At 66.8% G+C, this 15,279-nt stretch carries 13 protein-coding genes; all 13 read right to left on the reverse strand.

Features of this window, described 5'->3' with window-relative positions; translation table 11 throughout:
- Nucleotides 1-18: 18 nt before the first annotated feature.
- Nucleotides 19-1,191, reverse strand: a complete 1,173-nt coding sequence (locus LPA35_RS13950) for an acyl-CoA dehydrogenase family protein (protein WP_228897385.1) — start codon at nucleotides 1,189-1,191, stop codon at nucleotides 19-21.
- The gene (locus LPA35_RS13955) at nucleotides 1,188-3,122 is read right to left on the reverse strand and encodes a biotin carboxylase N-terminal domain-containing protein (protein WP_228897386.1); all 1,935 of its coding nucleotides are present in this window, start codon (nucleotides 3,120-3,122) and stop codon (nucleotides 1,188-1,190) included. Before LPA35_RS13955 ends, LPA35_RS13950 begins: the two co-directional genes overlap by 4 nt.
- Entirely contained in the window at nucleotides 3,119-3,928 is an 810-nt protein-coding gene (locus LPA35_RS13960) for an enoyl-CoA hydratase/isomerase family protein (RefSeq protein WP_228897387.1), read from the reverse strand. Before LPA35_RS13960 ends, LPA35_RS13955 begins: the two co-directional genes overlap by 4 nt.
- Nucleotide 3,929: 1 nt before the next feature.
- Nucleotides 3,930-5,108, reverse strand: a complete 1,179-nt coding sequence (locus LPA35_RS13965) for an acyl-CoA dehydrogenase family protein (RefSeq protein WP_228897388.1) — start codon at nucleotides 5,106-5,108, stop codon at nucleotides 3,930-3,932.
- Nucleotides 5,109-5,161: 53 nt separating this feature from the next.
- On the reverse strand, nucleotides 5,162-6,292 hold the full coding sequence (locus tag LPA35_RS13970; protein ID WP_228897389.1) for a DNA alkylation repair protein: 1,131 nt from the start codon (nucleotides 6,290-6,292) through the stop codon (nucleotides 5,162-5,164).
- A 15-nt stretch (nucleotides 6,293-6,307) separates the two neighbouring features.
- Complete coding sequence (locus LPA35_RS13975; protein ID WP_228897390.1) at nucleotides 6,308-7,921, reverse strand: acyl-CoA carboxylase subunit beta; 1,614 nt, start codon at nucleotides 7,919-7,921, stop codon at nucleotides 6,308-6,310.
- Entirely contained in the window at nucleotides 7,918-8,847 is a 930-nt protein-coding gene (locus LPA35_RS13980) for an SDR family oxidoreductase (protein WP_228897391.1), read from the reverse strand. Before LPA35_RS13980 ends, LPA35_RS13975 begins: the two co-directional genes overlap by 4 nt.
- A 28-nt stretch (nucleotides 8,848-8,875) precedes the next feature.
- Entirely contained in the window at nucleotides 8,876-9,613 is a 738-nt protein-coding gene (locus LPA35_RS13985; RefSeq protein ID WP_228897392.1) for a TetR/AcrR family transcriptional regulator, read from the reverse strand.
- Between the two features lie 1,085 nt (nucleotides 9,614-10,698).
- Entirely contained in the window at nucleotides 10,699-11,475 is a 777-nt protein-coding gene (locus tag LPA35_RS13990) for an enoyl-CoA hydratase (RefSeq protein WP_228897393.1), read from the reverse strand.
- A gap of 74 nt (nucleotides 11,476-11,549) precedes the next feature.
- The gene (locus LPA35_RS13995; RefSeq protein WP_228897394.1) at nucleotides 11,550-12,422 is read right to left on the reverse strand and encodes an acyl-CoA thioesterase II; all 873 of its coding nucleotides are present in this window, start codon (nucleotides 12,420-12,422) and stop codon (nucleotides 11,550-11,552) included.
- 27 nt (nucleotides 12,423-12,449) lie between these two features.
- Nucleotides 12,450-13,340 carry an alpha/beta fold hydrolase gene (locus LPA35_RS14000; protein ID WP_228897395.1) on the reverse strand — a complete coding sequence of 297 codons (891 nt, stop codon included), beginning with the start codon at nucleotides 13,338-13,340 and terminating at the stop codon, nucleotides 12,450-12,452.
- Nucleotides 13,341-13,530: 190 nt separating this feature from the next.
- Complete coding sequence (locus LPA35_RS14005; protein ID WP_116748882.1) at nucleotides 13,531-14,730, reverse strand: acetyl-CoA C-acyltransferase; 1,200 nt, start codon at nucleotides 14,728-14,730, stop codon at nucleotides 13,531-13,533.
- A gap of 12 nt (nucleotides 14,731-14,742) precedes the next feature.
- Nucleotides 14,743-15,252, reverse strand: coding sequence for a DUF4442 domain-containing protein (locus tag LPA35_RS14010; protein ID WP_228897396.1), 510 nt, complete (start codon nucleotides 15,250-15,252; stop codon nucleotides 14,743-14,745).
- Between the last annotated feature and the right edge of the window lie 27 nt (nucleotides 15,253-15,279).

Consider the following 15,279-nt stretch of genomic DNA (forward strand, 5'->3'; position numbering starts at 1 on the left):
GGGGCCTGTCTCCTTCATTCAAATGCCCAGCTGTTTTGCAGCCAGGTCTTTCATGATTTCTTCCGCACCGCCGCCGATCATCATGACCTTGACCTCGCGGTAGATGCGTTCGCTGACGGTGCTGCGCATGAAGCCCATGCCGCCCAGGATCTGCACGGCCTGGTCGGCGCAGAACTGCATGGTTTGGGTGGCGTGGTTCTTGAGCAGGCACACCTGCGCTACCCACTCGGGGCCGGTGCGGCCCGCATCGGCCTGCGCGGCCACGGACTCGCACCACGCGGCGGTGGACTGGATGCGCATCTGCATGTCCACCAGCTTGTGGCGGATGACCTGGTGCTCCACCAGCGCGGCGCCAAAGGTCTTGCGCTGGCGGGCCCAGGCCAGGGCTTCGTCGTAGCAGGCCTCGGCAAAGCCCAGGGCCGATACGGCCAGGCCAAAGCGCTCGCCGTTGAAGTTGGTCATGATGATGCGAAAGCCCGCGCCTTCTTCGCCCAGCAGGTAGCGCGCAGGCACGCGCACGTTGTCGAAGCGCAGGTGGGCGGTGTCGGAGCAGAGCCAGCCCATCTTGTCGAGCTTGCTGCGCGACAGGCCTGCGCTGTGGCCGGGGATGAGCAGCATGGAGATGCCGCCACTGCCCTTGCTGCCAGCGTCGCCAGTGCGCACAGCCACCGTGATCCAGTCCGCGCGCATGCCGGAGGTGATGAACACCTTTTCACCGCTGACGATGTACTCATCGCCCTCGCGCCGCGCGGTGGTCTTGAGCTGTGCCACGTCGGACCCGCCCCCGGGTTCGGTGATCGCCAGCGCGGCAATCTGTTCGCCCGCCAGCACGGGCGGGATGACCTCGGCACGCACCGCGTCGCTGCCATGCGCCAGCACGGGCGGCAAGCCAATGTTGTGCGACAGCAGGCTGGCCAGCACGCCGCCGCTGGCGCCGTGGCGGCTGAGCGCGCGCCACAGTGGCAAGCGCAAGGCGTAGCTGGCAGGCGTGCCGCCGTACTGTTCGGGGTAGCCCAGCCCGAGCAGGCCCAGGTCGGCCGCGCGGCGGTACAGGCTGCGGGGGAATTCACCGGCGGCATCCCACGCGCCCACATGCGGCGCGATCTCGGTGCGGGCAAAGCGGGTGACGGTGTCGGTGAGGGCGGTGCGGTCTTCGTCGCTCACAGAACTTGCATCGGATGTGGCGGTCATGCGGGCGCTCCTTGCGGGGCGGGTGCAAAGCGGGCCAGCACCTGGCCGGGCGACACCTGCTGGCCGGGGACCACCAGCAATTCGACCACGGTGGCAGCTGCAGGGCTGGCCAGGCTGTGTTCGAGCTTCATGGATTCGATGACCACCACCGTATCGCCCGCCGCCAGCGCCTGGCCTGCGGCCACAGGCAGCGCCACCACCTTGCCGTTGAAGGGGGCGCGCAGTTCCGTCGCATCGCCCGCCGCACCCGCGCGCGCAGCGGGTTCCCATGAGGCGTCTTCCACCCAGCCGTCCACGCTGCCGGTTTGCCAGTGCCAGCGCAACGGCCCAACCGCAACGTAATGCACACCACGCTGGGGCAGTTGCAAAGTCACAGGTTCTGCCCCAGCCTGCTCAATCTGCAGCCGCCCACCGCCCAGCTCGCGCACGGCGACCGCGTGCACCTCGCCCTGGTGACGCAGGCGCAGCGGCCGGGCCATGGAACAAGGCAAATCTGACGCAAGATTTGAAGCAAAAATGGCCTCTAGCGCAGGAGGAACAAGCGCTGATAGCTCTTCATTTAATAGCAACTCCTGTAGGCCAGCAGAGTACTCCGCCAGGAACGGCACCAGCGCCTGTCCACTGGCAAACACGGGGTGCTGCAGGCAGGCCGCCAGAAACGCGCGGTTGGTGGGCAAGCCCAGCACGCGGGTGCCCTGCAGCGCACGCACCAGCGCGGCAATGGCCTCGGGCCGCGTGGGCGCGTGCACGATAAGCTTGCCCAGCATGGCGTCGTAGTGAGGCGTGACCTCTGCCCCCTCCTCAAGCGCGTGGTCAAAGCGCAGCGCACCCGGCGCAGCCCGCTCAAACGCGGTGGCAGGAGGTGCGCTGAACTGCAGCACACGGCCGGTGTGGGGGCGGAAGTGCGCGTCTTCGGCACACAGGCGCACTTCGACGGCGTGGCCTTGCAGATGCACCTCATCTTGCGTGAGCGGCAGCGGCTCACCCCGCGCCACGCGGATTTGCCATTCCACCAGGTCCAGCCCCGTGAGCGCTTCGGTCACCGGGTGCTCCACTTGCAGGCGGGTGTTCATCTCCATCAAGAAGAATTCAGCCCCATCCAGAAGGAATTCCACCGTGCCCGCACCCACATAGCCAGCGGCCTGTGCCAGCGCCACGGCGCAAGCGCCCATGCGCTCGCGCAGCGCGGCGTCCACGGCGGGGCTGGGGGACTCTTCGATGATCTTCTGGTGACGGCGCTGTACCGAGCAATCGCGCTCGCCCAGGTGGATGCACGCGCCATGGGCGTCGGCAAAGATCTGCACCTCCACATGGCGCGGCTGCAGCAGCGCACGTTCGATCAGCAAGTCGCCACAACCAAACCCCGCCAGCGCCTCCGACCGGGCGCTGGCCAGTGCTGCGGGCAACTGCGCCAGGTCGGTGACGAGGCGCATGCCGCGCCCTCCCCCACCCGCCACGGCCTTGACCATGAGGGGCGTGCCGATGCGCGCAGCCTCGGCGGCAAAGCGCTCGTCGCTCTGGTCGTCGCCCGCATAGCCGGGCAGGCAGGGCACGCCATGCGACTGGGCCAACGCCTTGGCCCCGGCCTTGCTGCCCAATGTGCGGATGGCGGCGGGCGGCGGGCCAATCCAGGTCAGGCCCGCATCGACCACGGCCTGGGCAAAATCGGCGTTCTCGCTCAGGAAGCCATAGCCGGGGTGCACGGCATCAGCGCCGGTGGCACGCGCCGCAGCCAGCAGCTTGTCGGTGCGCAGGTAGGTGTCGGCGCTGGCCGCGCCGCCCAGCGCAACGGCCTGGGTGGCTTCGCGCACGTGCAGGGCGTTGGCATCGGGGTCGGAATAGACCGCGACCGTTTCGATGCCCATGCGGTGGGCGGTGTGGATGATGCGGCGTGCGATCTCTGATCGATTGGCTATGAGGATTTTCTTCATGAGTTCGCACTCCAGGGCGGCGCCTTGCGCGCAGCAAACGCCGCCAGCCCTTGCGGCGCCTCGGGGCCACGCAGCGCCTGCGAAAAGGCAATTGCCGCTTCGTCCAGCAGTGCGGGCAGCGGCGTTTCGGCTTGGGCCAGCAACAAACGTTTGGTGGCGGCTACAGCTTGGGGTGCGGCGGCGGCGTGGCGTGCGATGGCAGCCCGTACAGCCGCATCCATGTCGCCCTCCACCACGTCATCGACCAGGCCCAAGCGCTGGGCGACAGCAGCATCCCAGCGCTCCCCTGTCAGCAAACACCGCCGCGCAGCAGACGGGCCAAGGCGCCGCACCACAAAGGGCGCGATCTGCGCAGGCACGATGCCCAGCGTGACCTCGGGCGTGGCGAACTGCGCGCCGCTGTGGGCCAGCACATGGTCGGCGCAGCACACCAGGCCAAAGCCGCCGCCCATGGCCGCGCCCTCCACCGCCACAATGAGCCACTGCGGCAGCGCGCACAGGGCCTGCAGCAGCGTGCCGAATCGGCGGTTCAGGGGCACCAGCGGGTCGGCTTCGCCGGCCGCCAGGGGCTGGCCAATGGTCTTGGCAAAGCCGCCCAGGCTGCCCCCCGCGCAAAAGTGGCCACCCGCGCCGCGCAGCACCACGCCGCGCAGGTCGGCATCGGCCGCAGCCCGCTCACACGCGGCCAGCAGGGCGTCCACCATGGCTTCTGACAGCGCATTGCGGCTGGCGGGGTCGTCGAGCGTCCAAGTTTCCACGCTGCCGCTAGCCAGCGGCGCGCGGTCGATCAACAGCGAATCAGCCATGTCAGTGCACGGGCCGCTTGGCGATGCCCATGAGCTTGGACAGGATGCCCAGCATTACCTCGTCGGCCCCGCCGCCGATGGACGCCAGCCGCCCATCGCGGTACATGCGCGAGACCTTGTTCTCCAGCGTGTAGCCCATGCCGCCCCAGAACTGCAGGCAGGTGTCGGGCACCTCGCGGTTCAGGCGGCCGGCCTTGAGCTTGGCCATGCTGGCCAGCTCCAGCACGTCCTGCCCGTTCACATACAGATCGCAGGCGCGGTAGGTGAGTGCGCGCAGCGCTTCGACCTCGGTCTTGAGTTCGGCCAGCTTGAACTGCACCCACTGCTGGTCGGCCAGCGTGCTGCCAAACAGCTTGCGCTCCTGTGCGTAGTCGATGGTCCACTGGATGCAGTGGTTCAGCGATTCAAGCGTGCTGGCGGCGCACCACAGGCGCTCTTCCTGGAACTGCTGCATCTGGTAGATAAAGCCCTGCCCTTCGGCACCGATGCGGTAGCGCTGCGGCACGCGCACCTCGTCAAAGTAGATCAGGCCGGTGTCGCTGCTGTGCATGCCGATCTTGCGGATCTTTTGCGCCACCTCGATGCCCTTGGTGAGCTTGCCGCCCGGGCCATCGCGCATGGGCACCATCACCAGGCTCTTGTTCTTGTGCACGGGGCCTTCGCCGGTGTTCACCAGCATGCACATCCAGTCGGCCTGCAGGCTGTTGGTGATCCACATCTTCTGGCCGGTGATCACGTAGTCGTCGCCGTCCTTGCGCGCCACGCTCTTGATGCCGGATACGTCGCTGCCCGCCGCAGGCTCGCTCACGCCGATGCAGCCCACCATGTCGCCCGCAATCGCAGGGGCCAGAAAGTTGCGCTTGAGTTCTTCGCTGCCATAGCGGGCCAGCGCCGGGGTGCACATGTCGGTCTGCACGCCAATGGCCATGGGCACGCCGCCGCAGTGGATGTGGCCCAGTGCCTCGGCCATGGCCAGGCTGTACGAGTAGTCCAGCCCCTGCCCGCCGTATTCCTCGGGCTTGCACAGGCCCAGCAGGCCCAGGTTGCCCATCTTCTTGAAGACTTCGTGCGCGGGGAAGATCTCGGCCGCCTCCCACTCGTCCACATGGGGGTTGATCTCCTCGTCGATGAAACGCTTGAGGGTCTTCTGGATCTCGCGGTGCTCGTGCGTGAACTGCATGGTGCTTGTCTCCTGCTGTTGCGTTTGTGTGTTGGTGTGCCTGCAAACCTCGATCACGAAAGCTGAAACTGCCCCAGCGGCAGCGGCCGCCCGTTAAGCACCAGCTCCACCTGGTGCGCGCCGGGGTAGTGGGTGCGTGTGGTCATCTGCTGCAGCGACAGCGTCTTGCCTACGGCCACGGTGGCGCCGGGGGCGATGTCCAGCGTTTGCAGCTTGAACACCTTGGGCGCCGCGCCGCAGTGGGCCTTGACGTAGTGCACCTTCAGGTCGGCCAGCACGCGCTGGGGCTGGGGTGTGGGGTTGTGCAGTTCGACCTCGATGCGCACCTTGTCGCCAATGCGTGCGCGGGCGGGCAGCACGCGCGCGGCCCGCACATCCAGCGCCACGGCATGGCCCACGCCCAAGGCATCGAGCGCGCCAGCGTCGCCGCGTTTGATGAGAAAACGCAGGCCATGGCGCACCAGGGCCTCGCGCGGGGCGGGCGCACCCTGCAGCCAGGTGCGCGCGGTGCCCACGGCGAGGTCGGGGTGGTCCTTGGCGATGTCCCCCAGGTGGTTGGCCACCGAACGGCGCACGTAGGACGATGGGTCGTCCTTGAGCGCATCGAGCAACGGCAGGGCCAGTTGCGGGTTGTTCTGGAATGCAGGCAAACGCGGCGCCCAGGGCAGGCGGGGCCGCGTGCCTTCGCTCACCAGGCGGCGCACGTGGGCGTTGCCATCCTGCGCCCAGTCCCGCAGCCGCGCGAGCGTGGCGCCCTGGTGGTGCAGCAGGTAGGGGCGGATGCTGAACTCGGCGGTAAAGCGCTGGGTGAGCGCGTGCTGCGCGGCCATGGCCGCCTCGAAATGCGGCAGACCGTGTGTGCCGATGTAGATGCTGTGGGGCAGGTACAGAAAGGCGCTGTAGGGGCGGTCACCCGCGTCGGGCTCACCGGCGGCATCGATGCCCATCGGCGGGTCCATCGAATCGACCAGCACACCCAGCGCGCGCGGCACGTCTTGCGGCAGGTGTGCCTGCAGGGCCTGCGCAATGCGCTGGCCGCGTGCCATCAGCTCCAGCGATTCGTAGCCGGGCTCGATATGCTGCAAAAACGCAGTGGTATCGAACTTGCGCCACGCACCGCGAACCATGGCCGCGATACGCGGGGGCACGGTGTCGTTGAGCAGGTATTTGAGAGGCTCGGCCATATCGTGCGGAAGCCCTCACATCCGCGCCACGCCAAAGCTCAGAGGCCGCAGCGTGCGGGCCTGGGCCTCGGCGCAGGTATCCAGGCAAAACGCCAGCACGGCCCGCGTGTCGCGCGGGTCGATCACCCCGTCGTCCAGCAGCAGACCGCTGGTGTAGAACGCATCGGCTTGCGCCTCGAACATGGCGACGATCTTGTCGAACTGGGCCTGCGACTCAGCCGGGTCGGGCGTGATGCCTTTGCGGGCCAGTGCCGCCTCGGTCACGATCTGCATGGTGCGCGCGGCCTGCTCGCCGCCCATCACCGCCGTCTTGGCACCCGGCCAGCTGAACAGGAAGCGCGGCGCATAGCCCCGCCCGCACATGCCGTAGTTGCCCGCGCCAAAGCTGGCGCCGCACTGGATGGTGATCTGCGGCACGGTGGCGTTGGTCACGGCCTGGATCATCTTGCTGCCGTGCTTGATCATGCCGCCCTGCTCGCTGTCCTTGCCCACCATGTAGCCCGTGGTGTTCTGCAGGTAGACGATGGGGTGGCCCAGCTGGCACATCCACTGGATGAAGTGCGTGGCCTTGTTGGCGCCCGCCACGTCGATGGGGCCGTTGTTGCTGATAAAGCCCACCGCGTGGCCCTGGATATGGCCCTGCGCGCACACGGTGGCCATGCCGTAGCGGGCCTTGAATTCGAGCAGCTCCGATCCGTTCACAAGCCGCGCCATCACCTCGCGCATGTCCACGGGTTGGCGCAGGTCGTCCGGCATCAGGGCCAGCAGGTCGTCGGCGGGCAGTGTGGGGCCGGGAGCGCAGGGTCGCGCGGCGGTGTTCCACCCCAGCTGCGCGACCACATCGCGTGCAAGGCCAATCGCCTCGCGGTCATCCTGGGCCAGGTATTCGCCCAGGCCCGAGACGGCGGTGTGCATCTCGGCGCCGCCCAGTTCCTCTTCGGTCGCGACCTCCCCCGTGGCGGCCATGAGCAGCGGCGGCCCGGCCAGAAAGGCGCGCGAGCGGCCCTGCACCATGATGACCACGTCCGACAGCCCCGGCATGTAGGCGCCGCCTGCGGTGCCCGAGCCGTGCTGCACGGTGATGACCGGAATGCCCGCCGCCGACAGCCGCGCGAGGTTGCGGAACAGCGTGCCGCCGTGCACGAAGCCCTCCACCCGGTAGCGCATGAGGTTGGCGCCTGCGCTCTCCACCAGGTGGATGAACGGCAAGCGGTTTTGCAGCGCGATCTCCTGCACGCGCAAGATCTTTTCCAGGCCCATGGGCTGGATGGCACCGGCCTCGATGCCCGAATCGCTGGCCACCACCATGCAGCGCACACCGCTGACAAAGCCGATGCCCGCGACCATGCCGCCACCGGGCACGGACTTCTCGGGGTCTTTCACGTCCTGCAGGTAGCCCGCCAACGTGCACAGCGGCAGCCAGGGCGCACCCGCATCCAGCAGCAGCGCCACGCGCTGGCGCGGCAGCAGCTGGCCGCGCTTTTCAAACTGGGGCAGCGACCGGGCCGAGGCGGCGGCGGCACGCTCTTCCAGCGCGCGCAGGGCATGAAGGCGGGACTGCAGCGCCGCGCGGCGCTGCGTGGCCTCGGCGCTGCCTGGGTTGAATCGGGAAGTGAAGACGGCAGTCATGCGGCCTCGGTCTTGGGGGTATGGGAAGGGGCAAACACCTGCGGCACCTGCGCGCGGTGAAAGCCGTCAAATGGCCGCACGGCCGGGTGTGCAGCGGCGGTGGCACCAGGCGGGCGCTGCGGCCAGCCCATGCGCACCTGGGGCCGTGCGCCGTCCACCCGCAACGTGGTGCCGCTGATGAAGCTGGCTGCCGGGCTGAGCAAAAAGGTGATGGCCGCCGACACCTCGGCCTCGTTGCCAAAGCGGCCGAGCGGCACCGTGCGCGGCATGGCACGCAGCATGTCTGCCGCCTCAGGCGGGTAGTTGTCCATGCCGCTGGAGGCGATGTAGCCCGGCGCCACGGCGTTCACGCGCACACCGCTGTGCGCCCATTCCAGCGCTGCCGTTTCCGTCAAGCTGACCATCCCCGCGCGCGCAGCCCCGCTGTGCCCCATGCCCGGCATGGAGCCCCACATGTCGGCCACGATGTTGACGATGGAGCCGCCGTGCTGCGCCATCCACTGCCGGTAGCACTCGCGCGCCATCAAAAAGCCGCCGGTGAGGTTGGTGTGCAGCACCGCCTCCCAGCCCTTGGCGCTGATGGATTCAAGCGGCGACATGAACTGCCCGCCCGCGTTGTTGACCAGCGCATCGATGCGGCCCTGCGCAGCAAGGATCTGCTGCACCAGCGCCACCACGCCTTCTTCGGATCGGATGTCGCACACCTCACAGGAAACACGGCCGCCATCGGCAGTGATCTCTTCGGCCACCGCCAGCAGCTTGTCAGGCTTGCGCCCCACCAGCACCACATGCGCCCCCAGGTGCGCCAGTTCGTGTGCCGTACACCGGCCAATGCCCGAGCCGCCGCCGGTGACCACTACCACCTGGCCCTGGAACAGGCCCGGAGCAAACACAGACTGGTAGGCGTTGCGCGCTGTGGGGGCCATGGTGACTCTGCCTTGATGGGGTTGTTTGTTATGAACGGATGAACAAGGCCAGCGCCTCGTCGGTGAGCGCGTCAAGCGACTTGCCCTTCTTGGGCGAGAACCACTGCACCGCCCAGTTGAGCGCCCCAAAGATGAACAGCCGCGCCACACCGGGCTCTGCCTGCAGCGCGCCCTGCTGTGCCAGCGCTTCCAGCACGGGCATCCAGGTGGCCTCGTAGCTGTCCTTGATGCGGGCAATGCCCTTGCGCTGCGCAGGCGTGAGCGAGCGCCACTCGTACAGCATCACAGGGATGAAGCTGCTGCGGGGCCCGAGCAGGATTTCGAAGTGGTGGCGAATGAGCGTGTGCAATTGCTCGCGCGGTGTGGCCTGGGCTGGCAGCGCATCGAGTGCCTGCTGCTGGCTTTGCGTGGCCATGGTCATGCCTTCGCTCATCACGGCGTAGAGCAGCGCGCTTTTGCTTTCGAAGTGGTAGAAGGGCGAGCCGCTGTGCATGCCCGCCGCCGCCGCAATGTCGCGCGTGCTGGTGGCGGCGAAGCCCTGGGTGCGGAACAGCTTGGCCGCGCCGTCCATGAGCTTGCGGCGGCGGTTGCCGTCGTCGAGTTCTTCGGCGGTTTTGCGGGGGCGGCCGCGGGGGCGGCGGGTGGGGGTTGCCTCTGCAGTGGCTGCATTGGCGTCGGAGGAGGCTACGGCCTTGCTGCGAGGGCGGGCCGGGGGTTTCTTGGGAGCGGGGGCGATGGCGCTGGTGCGCGGCACGGGTGAATCCATGCGGGCACGATAGCAAAACTGTTTATTTTTAGCAAGCAAGTGCTTTGTAAAAATAGATAGCTTGTCTGATCATGATTGCTGCGGGTGTTTTTTGAGGTTAAGCGCCAGCATTCACTGCCTCATTTGCTATTCATTTGGAAGCAGATGGCATGCCCATGCGAAGAGCGGAGGCCGGGAGTCGCCCGGCATGCGAGTAACTTTCTTTCGCTTGCTCGACAAGAAAGTCACCAAAGAAAGGGCGACCCTACTGTCTGCGACCCCTTCGCTGCGCTACGGGGCAACCTGGGGTGCTCGGTCACGGGGTGCACCGCAGAACTCGCTGCGCGCCTTTGGCGCTCCGCTCGGACAACTGCGGTGAGTCAGTTCACGAGGCATGCGCGCTCCGACGCGCATGCCACCCCGCGCCCTGCGCGCCCCAGGCGCATCCAGAAGGGAACCCGACGGACATCCATTCGGGCCATCGCTGCGCTCGGCCCAGACTCCGCAGCGCGTGGCGCTTGCGCCCGCGAGATGGCGCCGAGCGAAGCAAAGGCCCGTGTGGGTATTCGGCTGTTGGATGTTCGGCTGTCCAACCCCCTGCTGGCTGCGCCTGCGGCGGGGCGGTTGTGGGGTGGCATGGGCGTCGAAGCGCCCATGCCTCGTGCTCTGACTCGCCGCAGTTGTCCGAACGGAGCTGCGAAGCAGCGCAGTGAGTTCTGCGGCGCACCCCGCAACCGCCCCGACGCAGGTTTGCCCCGTAGCAAAGCGCAGGGGTCGCAGACTGGGGGTCGCCTTTCTTTTGGGTACTTTTCTTTGGCGAAACAAAGAACAAGTACCTCGGCCGCCGGGCCGAGACCCGGCTTCCGCACTGAAACCAAGCACACCTTCCAACCCAGCGCTCCCTGGCTTCGATCGGCTCAGCTCAAACAGTAGGCGGAAACTCGACAACTATAAAAACAATAGCTGCTAGCGCTTGATAGAAAGGCGCCAGCAGCCAAATAACCAAGATCCAAGGTTTCAGAGTGCGCCGAAATCCGGTCGGTGCTTTTAGCGAAACCGCCATCGGCCTGCTACGCAGTCCACGCCGCTGACGCGGCTACCCGCCTTCAGACTGCGCTGAAGTCGGGGCGGCGCTTTTCCATAAACGCCGCAAACGCTTCCCGCGCTGCAGGCTCACGCAACATGCGCCCAAAGCTCTCGCCCTCTTCCGCCATCACCTCCAACACCTTCGCCGTCTGCCCACCCTTCATCAACCGCTTGGTTTCGATGAGCGACGACAACGGCTTGGCCGCCAGCTTCTTCGCCTGCGCCTGTGCGACGCCATTGCACTCGGTGGGCGGCACCACACGATTCACCAGCCCCACTTCCAACGCAGCCTCGGCCATGAAAGGCTCGCCCAGCAGCAATGCTTCCGCAGCGCGGTGGTACCCCAGCATCTGCGGCACCAACAGGCTGGATGCTGCCTCGGGGCACAGGCCCAGATTGACGAATGGCATGGAGAACGCCGCGTTGTCGCCCGCATAGACCAGGTCGCAATGGAACAGCATCGTCGTGCCAATGCCCACGGCCGGGCCACACACCGAGGCGATCACGGGCTTGGGGAAAGTGGCGATGCCGCGCAGAAAACGGAACACGGGCGAGTCCTGCGTGGCGGGCGGCTGCTGCAAGAAATCGCCAATGTCATTGCCCGCACTGAAGATCGCCACATCGCCCTGGAACACCACCACGCGCACGCTGGCATCGGCCTTGGCGGCATCGAGCGCATCCGCCATGGCGGCGTACATGTCGCGCGTGATGGAGTTCTTCTTGTCCACGCGGTTGAAGGTGATGGTGGTCACGCCCGCTTCGGAGTGGACGAGGATGTCTTGGGTGGCTTCGATCATGGTGATGGAGGTTCCGGGTCGGATGGATTGGGACGAGAGGAATGCGGTACGGCACAGGGCAACAGGCCGACTTCCTATTCCTTGTAGTAAACGATCTGATGGCTGGTGGCCAGCATGGTGCCAGCCTCGTTCCACAGCTGCACGGTCTGGTCAAAGAAACCATTGCGGAATTCCTGCCCGCGCGCCTGGCCGAGCAGGAAGCCCGTGCCCGTGGCCTGCAGTTGCTCTGCCGTGGCGTGAAAGTACACGGTGATGGACACCGTGCCCGCAGGCACCTGGCGCGCGCGGCGCAGCCACACGCGGGGGAAGAACACATCGGCCAATGCGGACAGCGCCACGAAGTCGAGCGGCCGGGGTGGTGTGTCGCGCATCCATAGCTGCGTGAGGCTGTGGTCGCCACTGCCGTCCCAGGTGCGCGGGATGAAGCCAGCGATGGGGCGCATCTCGTAGCGGTTGAGCCATTCCACGGCGCCCAAGGGGGCGACGATGGCCTTTTGCTCTGCAGGCGGAGGCACCTGAGGCATGGGCACATCGCCCACGCTCCAGGTCTCGCGGCGCACGGCCGTGACGGCGGTGGCCGTGGTGGTGACCACCTGCGCGCCGTCGGCACCGGCCTGCAGGATCGACAGCGTCCAGTGCTGGGTGGAGCGATTGGTGCGAACAGGAGTTGCCTGCACCGTGAACGCACCAGCGGTCAAAGCGCCCGCATAGTTGACCGTGAGCGACAGCGGGTCGCCCAGCCGGTCGGGATGTTGCAGAACGGCCTGCAGCAGCGTGGCGGCGGTGATGCCGCCAAACGGGCCCACCATGTTCCAGTAGCCGGGGTGGGTCTGCCCTTCGTACTGGCCCGTCGCATCGGACGAGGCCGTCAGTTGCAGCGCCTCGTCCAGCGGGTGGGTCGCGGAGGACGAAGACGCAGACGAAGAAGTGGATGAAGAGGAAGTCATGCTGCAAGTGTGCCGCGAAACGACCGCTCAGGCCGTCGTACCGGAGACTTCGCCGTGGGGCATTACGCCGCCGCCCAGCGTGGCCAGCGCAGCCGCTGCGCGCGGCCACAGGCTTTGGCGGAACTGGTCGCGAAAGAAACCAAAGTGCCCAATGCGCCGCACCTGCAGGTCGGCCGGCGTGATGCTCTCCACCCGGCGCTCGGTGTTAGCGTACAGGTTCACCAGGTTGTGTGTGCCGCGCAAGGTCATCAGTTCGTCGTCGGACATCGACAGCGCCAGCACCGGGAACCGCACCGCGCCATAACTCTGCGCTACCGCAGGTCCCTCAGCCCCCACGCTGTAAGCAGGGTCCAGACACCAGCGCCGCCACTGCAGGATCACCCCCGCAGGCAGGTCGCCCACCTTCTTGAGCGTGCGCCCCGGGAAGTACCCGCACAGCCGCGTGGCCAGCGGCACCAGCACCCACCAGAAATACGGAACGATGCGCTTGAGCTGCGGCGCGTTGTCACGCCAGTAGCCGCTGCCTGCGGCCACACTCAGCAGGCCCGCCACCTGCTCGGGCTTCTTGAGCAGCCCTGGCAATTGCGCGCCCAGGCTATGGCCCAGCAAATACAGCGGCTGCGCAGGCAGCGCGGCCTTGGCAGCAGAGATCACCGCCTCGTAGTCCTGTGCCCAGTCAAACAGATCCGCCTTCACATCACGCATCGCGCCCTGCAGCGAATCGCCGTGGCCTCGGTAGTCAAACGTGGTGACCCGAAACCCCTGCTGCGCCATCCACAGCGCAAAGGCCTCGTAATACGACTGCCGCACCCCCATCGCGCCGCCGATGACAACGCTGGCGCGCGGCGCGCCCTGGGGTTCGTAGACACGCAGCGCCAAAGACACTGCCCCGTTGACCTGCAAGGTTTGCTTGTTCATGTCTGTCTCCTTGGTTCGAAACCGATCTACGCCGGCTTGAATTCGGAACTACCCCCTGAGCGACTTCGTCGCTTCCCCCTTCTCTCGCGCGATGCGCGGGAAGGGGGACGCCGCCAGCGCGGCGGGGCGGCCCTTGCGCGGCGGCTGCTGGGCTAAGTCGCGCCAGTCTCAACCGCTGCGCACCAGCCCATCACAGTGCTTCAATAATTCCAGCAGCACCTTGGCCTGTGCCCACGCACATCGTGACCATGCCGTACTTCAGCTTGTGCCGACGCAGCGCATGCACCACCGTCGCCGCACGGATGGCACCGGTGGCGCCCAACGGGTGCCCCAATGCAATCGCGCCGCCCATGGGGTTCACGTTCGCAGGGTTCAGCCCCAGCGTATTGATGACGGCCAGCGACTGCGCAGCAAACGCTTCATTCAGCTCATACCAGCCAATGTCATCGCTCTTGAGACCCGCATAACGCAGGGCCGCAGGAATCGCTTCGATAGGACCGATACCCATGATTTCGGGCGGCACGCCGCGCGCTGCGTAGCTCACAAAACGCGCCAGCGGCGTCAGGCCAAACTGCTTCACCGCCTTTTCGCTGGCCACGATGAGCGCACCCGCGCCATCGCTGGTCTGCGAGCTGTTGCCCGCCGTGACGCTGCCGCGCGCCGCAAACACGGGCTTGAGCTTGGCCAGACCTTCCAGGGACGTGTCGGGGCGCGGGCCCTCATCCAGGCTCACGGTGCGGCGCTTTTCCACCACTTCGCCGGTAGCGAGGTTGGGCGAACGCTCCACGATCTCGAACGGCGTGATTTCGTCGCTGAACTCCCCGGCCTTTTGCGCCTTGATGGCGCGCAGGTGGGATTCGAGGGCGAACGCGTCTTGCGCTTCGCGGCTCACCTTCCACTGCTGGGCCACCTTTTCGGCGGTCAGGCCCATGCCGTAGGCGATGCCCACGTTTTCGTCCTTGGCAAAAATCTCGGCGTTGAACGAGGGCTTGTTGCCGCCCATGGGCACCAGGCTCATGGACTCGGCGCCACCGGCGATCAGCACGTCAGCCTCGCCCACGCGGATGCGGTCGGCGGCCATCTGCAGCGCGGTGATGCCCGATGCGCAAAAGCGGTTCACCGTCACGCCGCCCACGGGGTGGTCGAACGCCAGGCCCACGGCGATGCGGGCCATGTTCATGCCCTGCTCGCCTTCAGGGAAAGAGCAGCCGATGATGGCGTCTTCAATCGCCTTGGGGTCCAGCGTGGGCACCTGCAGCATGGCGCTCTTGATGGCGGCGACCAGCAGGTCGTCGGGGCGGGTATTCTTGAAATAGCCGCGGCCCGAGCGCCCGATGGGCGTGCGCGTGGCGGCGACGATGTAGGCGTCCTGGACTTGTTTTTGAGCCATGGTGAAACTCCTTCAATTCTTGGGGGGGCGACTGGAAGGAACCCAGGCCCACGTAAATACACATTCGACCGGCTCCACACCGGCTTCGTCGGTCACGGTGACTGTCACCTGCACCTCGCCCTTGTCGCCGGCCAACATGGCGGCGCGCTGCTCGGCGGTCAGCGTGGCCACGGCTTTGAGGCCGCCCGTAGCGCGCTTCTTGAACGCCATGGACAACTCCTTGGCCAGCGGGATGCAGTCGTCGCGCACGTTCATGCCCACCACCATGCCGGTGGCCGTTTCTGCCAGCAGGTTCATGGCCGAGGCATGCACACCACCGATGTGGTTCTGCACGCGGTGGTCATTGGCCAGGTGCACCTCGACGCGCTCGGGTGTGAGCGAGACGAACTTCACCCCGGCCGTGCCAGTGAAAGGCACAGCCCGGCGCAGGATGATGTTCTGCACGAAGCCGCGCAGGAAGGCGGGGGCCTCGTCCAGGCGCATCAGCGAGCGCTGCAATTTGTTGGGGGCGTGTTCGCTCATGTCGGTCTACCGGTTATCAATCGACGT

The organism is Acidovorax sp. Leaf73 (assembly GCF_916855635.1).
In the GTDB taxonomy this organism is placed as follows: domain Bacteria; phylum Pseudomonadota; class Gammaproteobacteria; order Burkholderiales; family Burkholderiaceae_C; genus Acidovorax; species Acidovorax facilis.

Excerpts from the sequence above, each read along its gene's own strand:
- LPA35_RS13985 (WP_228897392.1), bottom strand. The coding sequence starts at position 9,613 with ATGGATTCACCCGTGCCGCGCACCAGCGCCATCGCCCCCGCTCCCAAG.
- LPA35_RS13975 (WP_228897390.1), bottom strand. The coding sequence starts at position 7,921 with ATGACTGCCGTCTTCACTTCCCGATTCAACCCAGGCAGCGCCGAGGCC.
- LPA35_RS14005 (WP_116748882.1), bottom strand. The coding sequence starts at position 14,730 with ATGGCTCAAAAACAAGTCCAGGACGCCTACATCGTCGCCGCCACGCGC.
- LPA35_RS13990 (WP_228897393.1), bottom strand. The coding sequence starts at position 11,475 with ATGATCGAAGCCACCCAAGACATCCTCGTCCACTCCGAAGCGGGCGTG.
- LPA35_RS13970 (WP_228897389.1), bottom strand. The coding sequence starts at position 6,292 with ATGGCCGAGCCTCTCAAATACCTGCTCAACGACACCGTGCCCCCGCGT.
- LPA35_RS13995 (WP_228897394.1), bottom strand. The coding sequence starts at position 12,422 with ATGACTTCCTCTTCATCCACTTCTTCGTCTGCGTCTTCGTCCTCCGCG.
- LPA35_RS13960 (WP_228897387.1), bottom strand. The coding sequence starts at position 3,928 with ATGGCTGATTCGCTGTTGATCGACCGCGCGCCGCTGGCTAGCGGCAGC.
- LPA35_RS13950 (WP_228897385.1), bottom strand. The coding sequence starts at position 1,191 with ATGACCGCCACATCCGATGCAAGTTCTGTGAGCGACGAAGACCGCACC.
- LPA35_RS13980 (WP_228897391.1), bottom strand. The coding sequence starts at position 8,847 with ATGGCCCCCACAGCGCGCAACGCCTACCAGTCTGTGTTTGCTCCGGGC.
- LPA35_RS14000 (WP_228897395.1), bottom strand. The coding sequence starts at position 13,340 with ATGAACAAGCAAACCTTGCAGGTCAACGGGGCAGTGTCTTTGGCGCTG.
- LPA35_RS13965 (WP_228897388.1), bottom strand. The coding sequence starts at position 5,108 with ATGCAGTTCACGCACGAGCACCGCGAGATCCAGAAGACCCTCAAGCGT.
- LPA35_RS13955 (WP_228897386.1), bottom strand. The coding sequence starts at position 3,122 with ATGAAGAAAATCCTCATAGCCAATCGATCAGAGATCGCACGCCGCATC.
- LPA35_RS14010 (WP_228897396.1), bottom strand. The coding sequence starts at position 15,252 with ATGAGCGAACACGCCCCCAACAAATTGCAGCGCTCGCTGATGCGCCTG.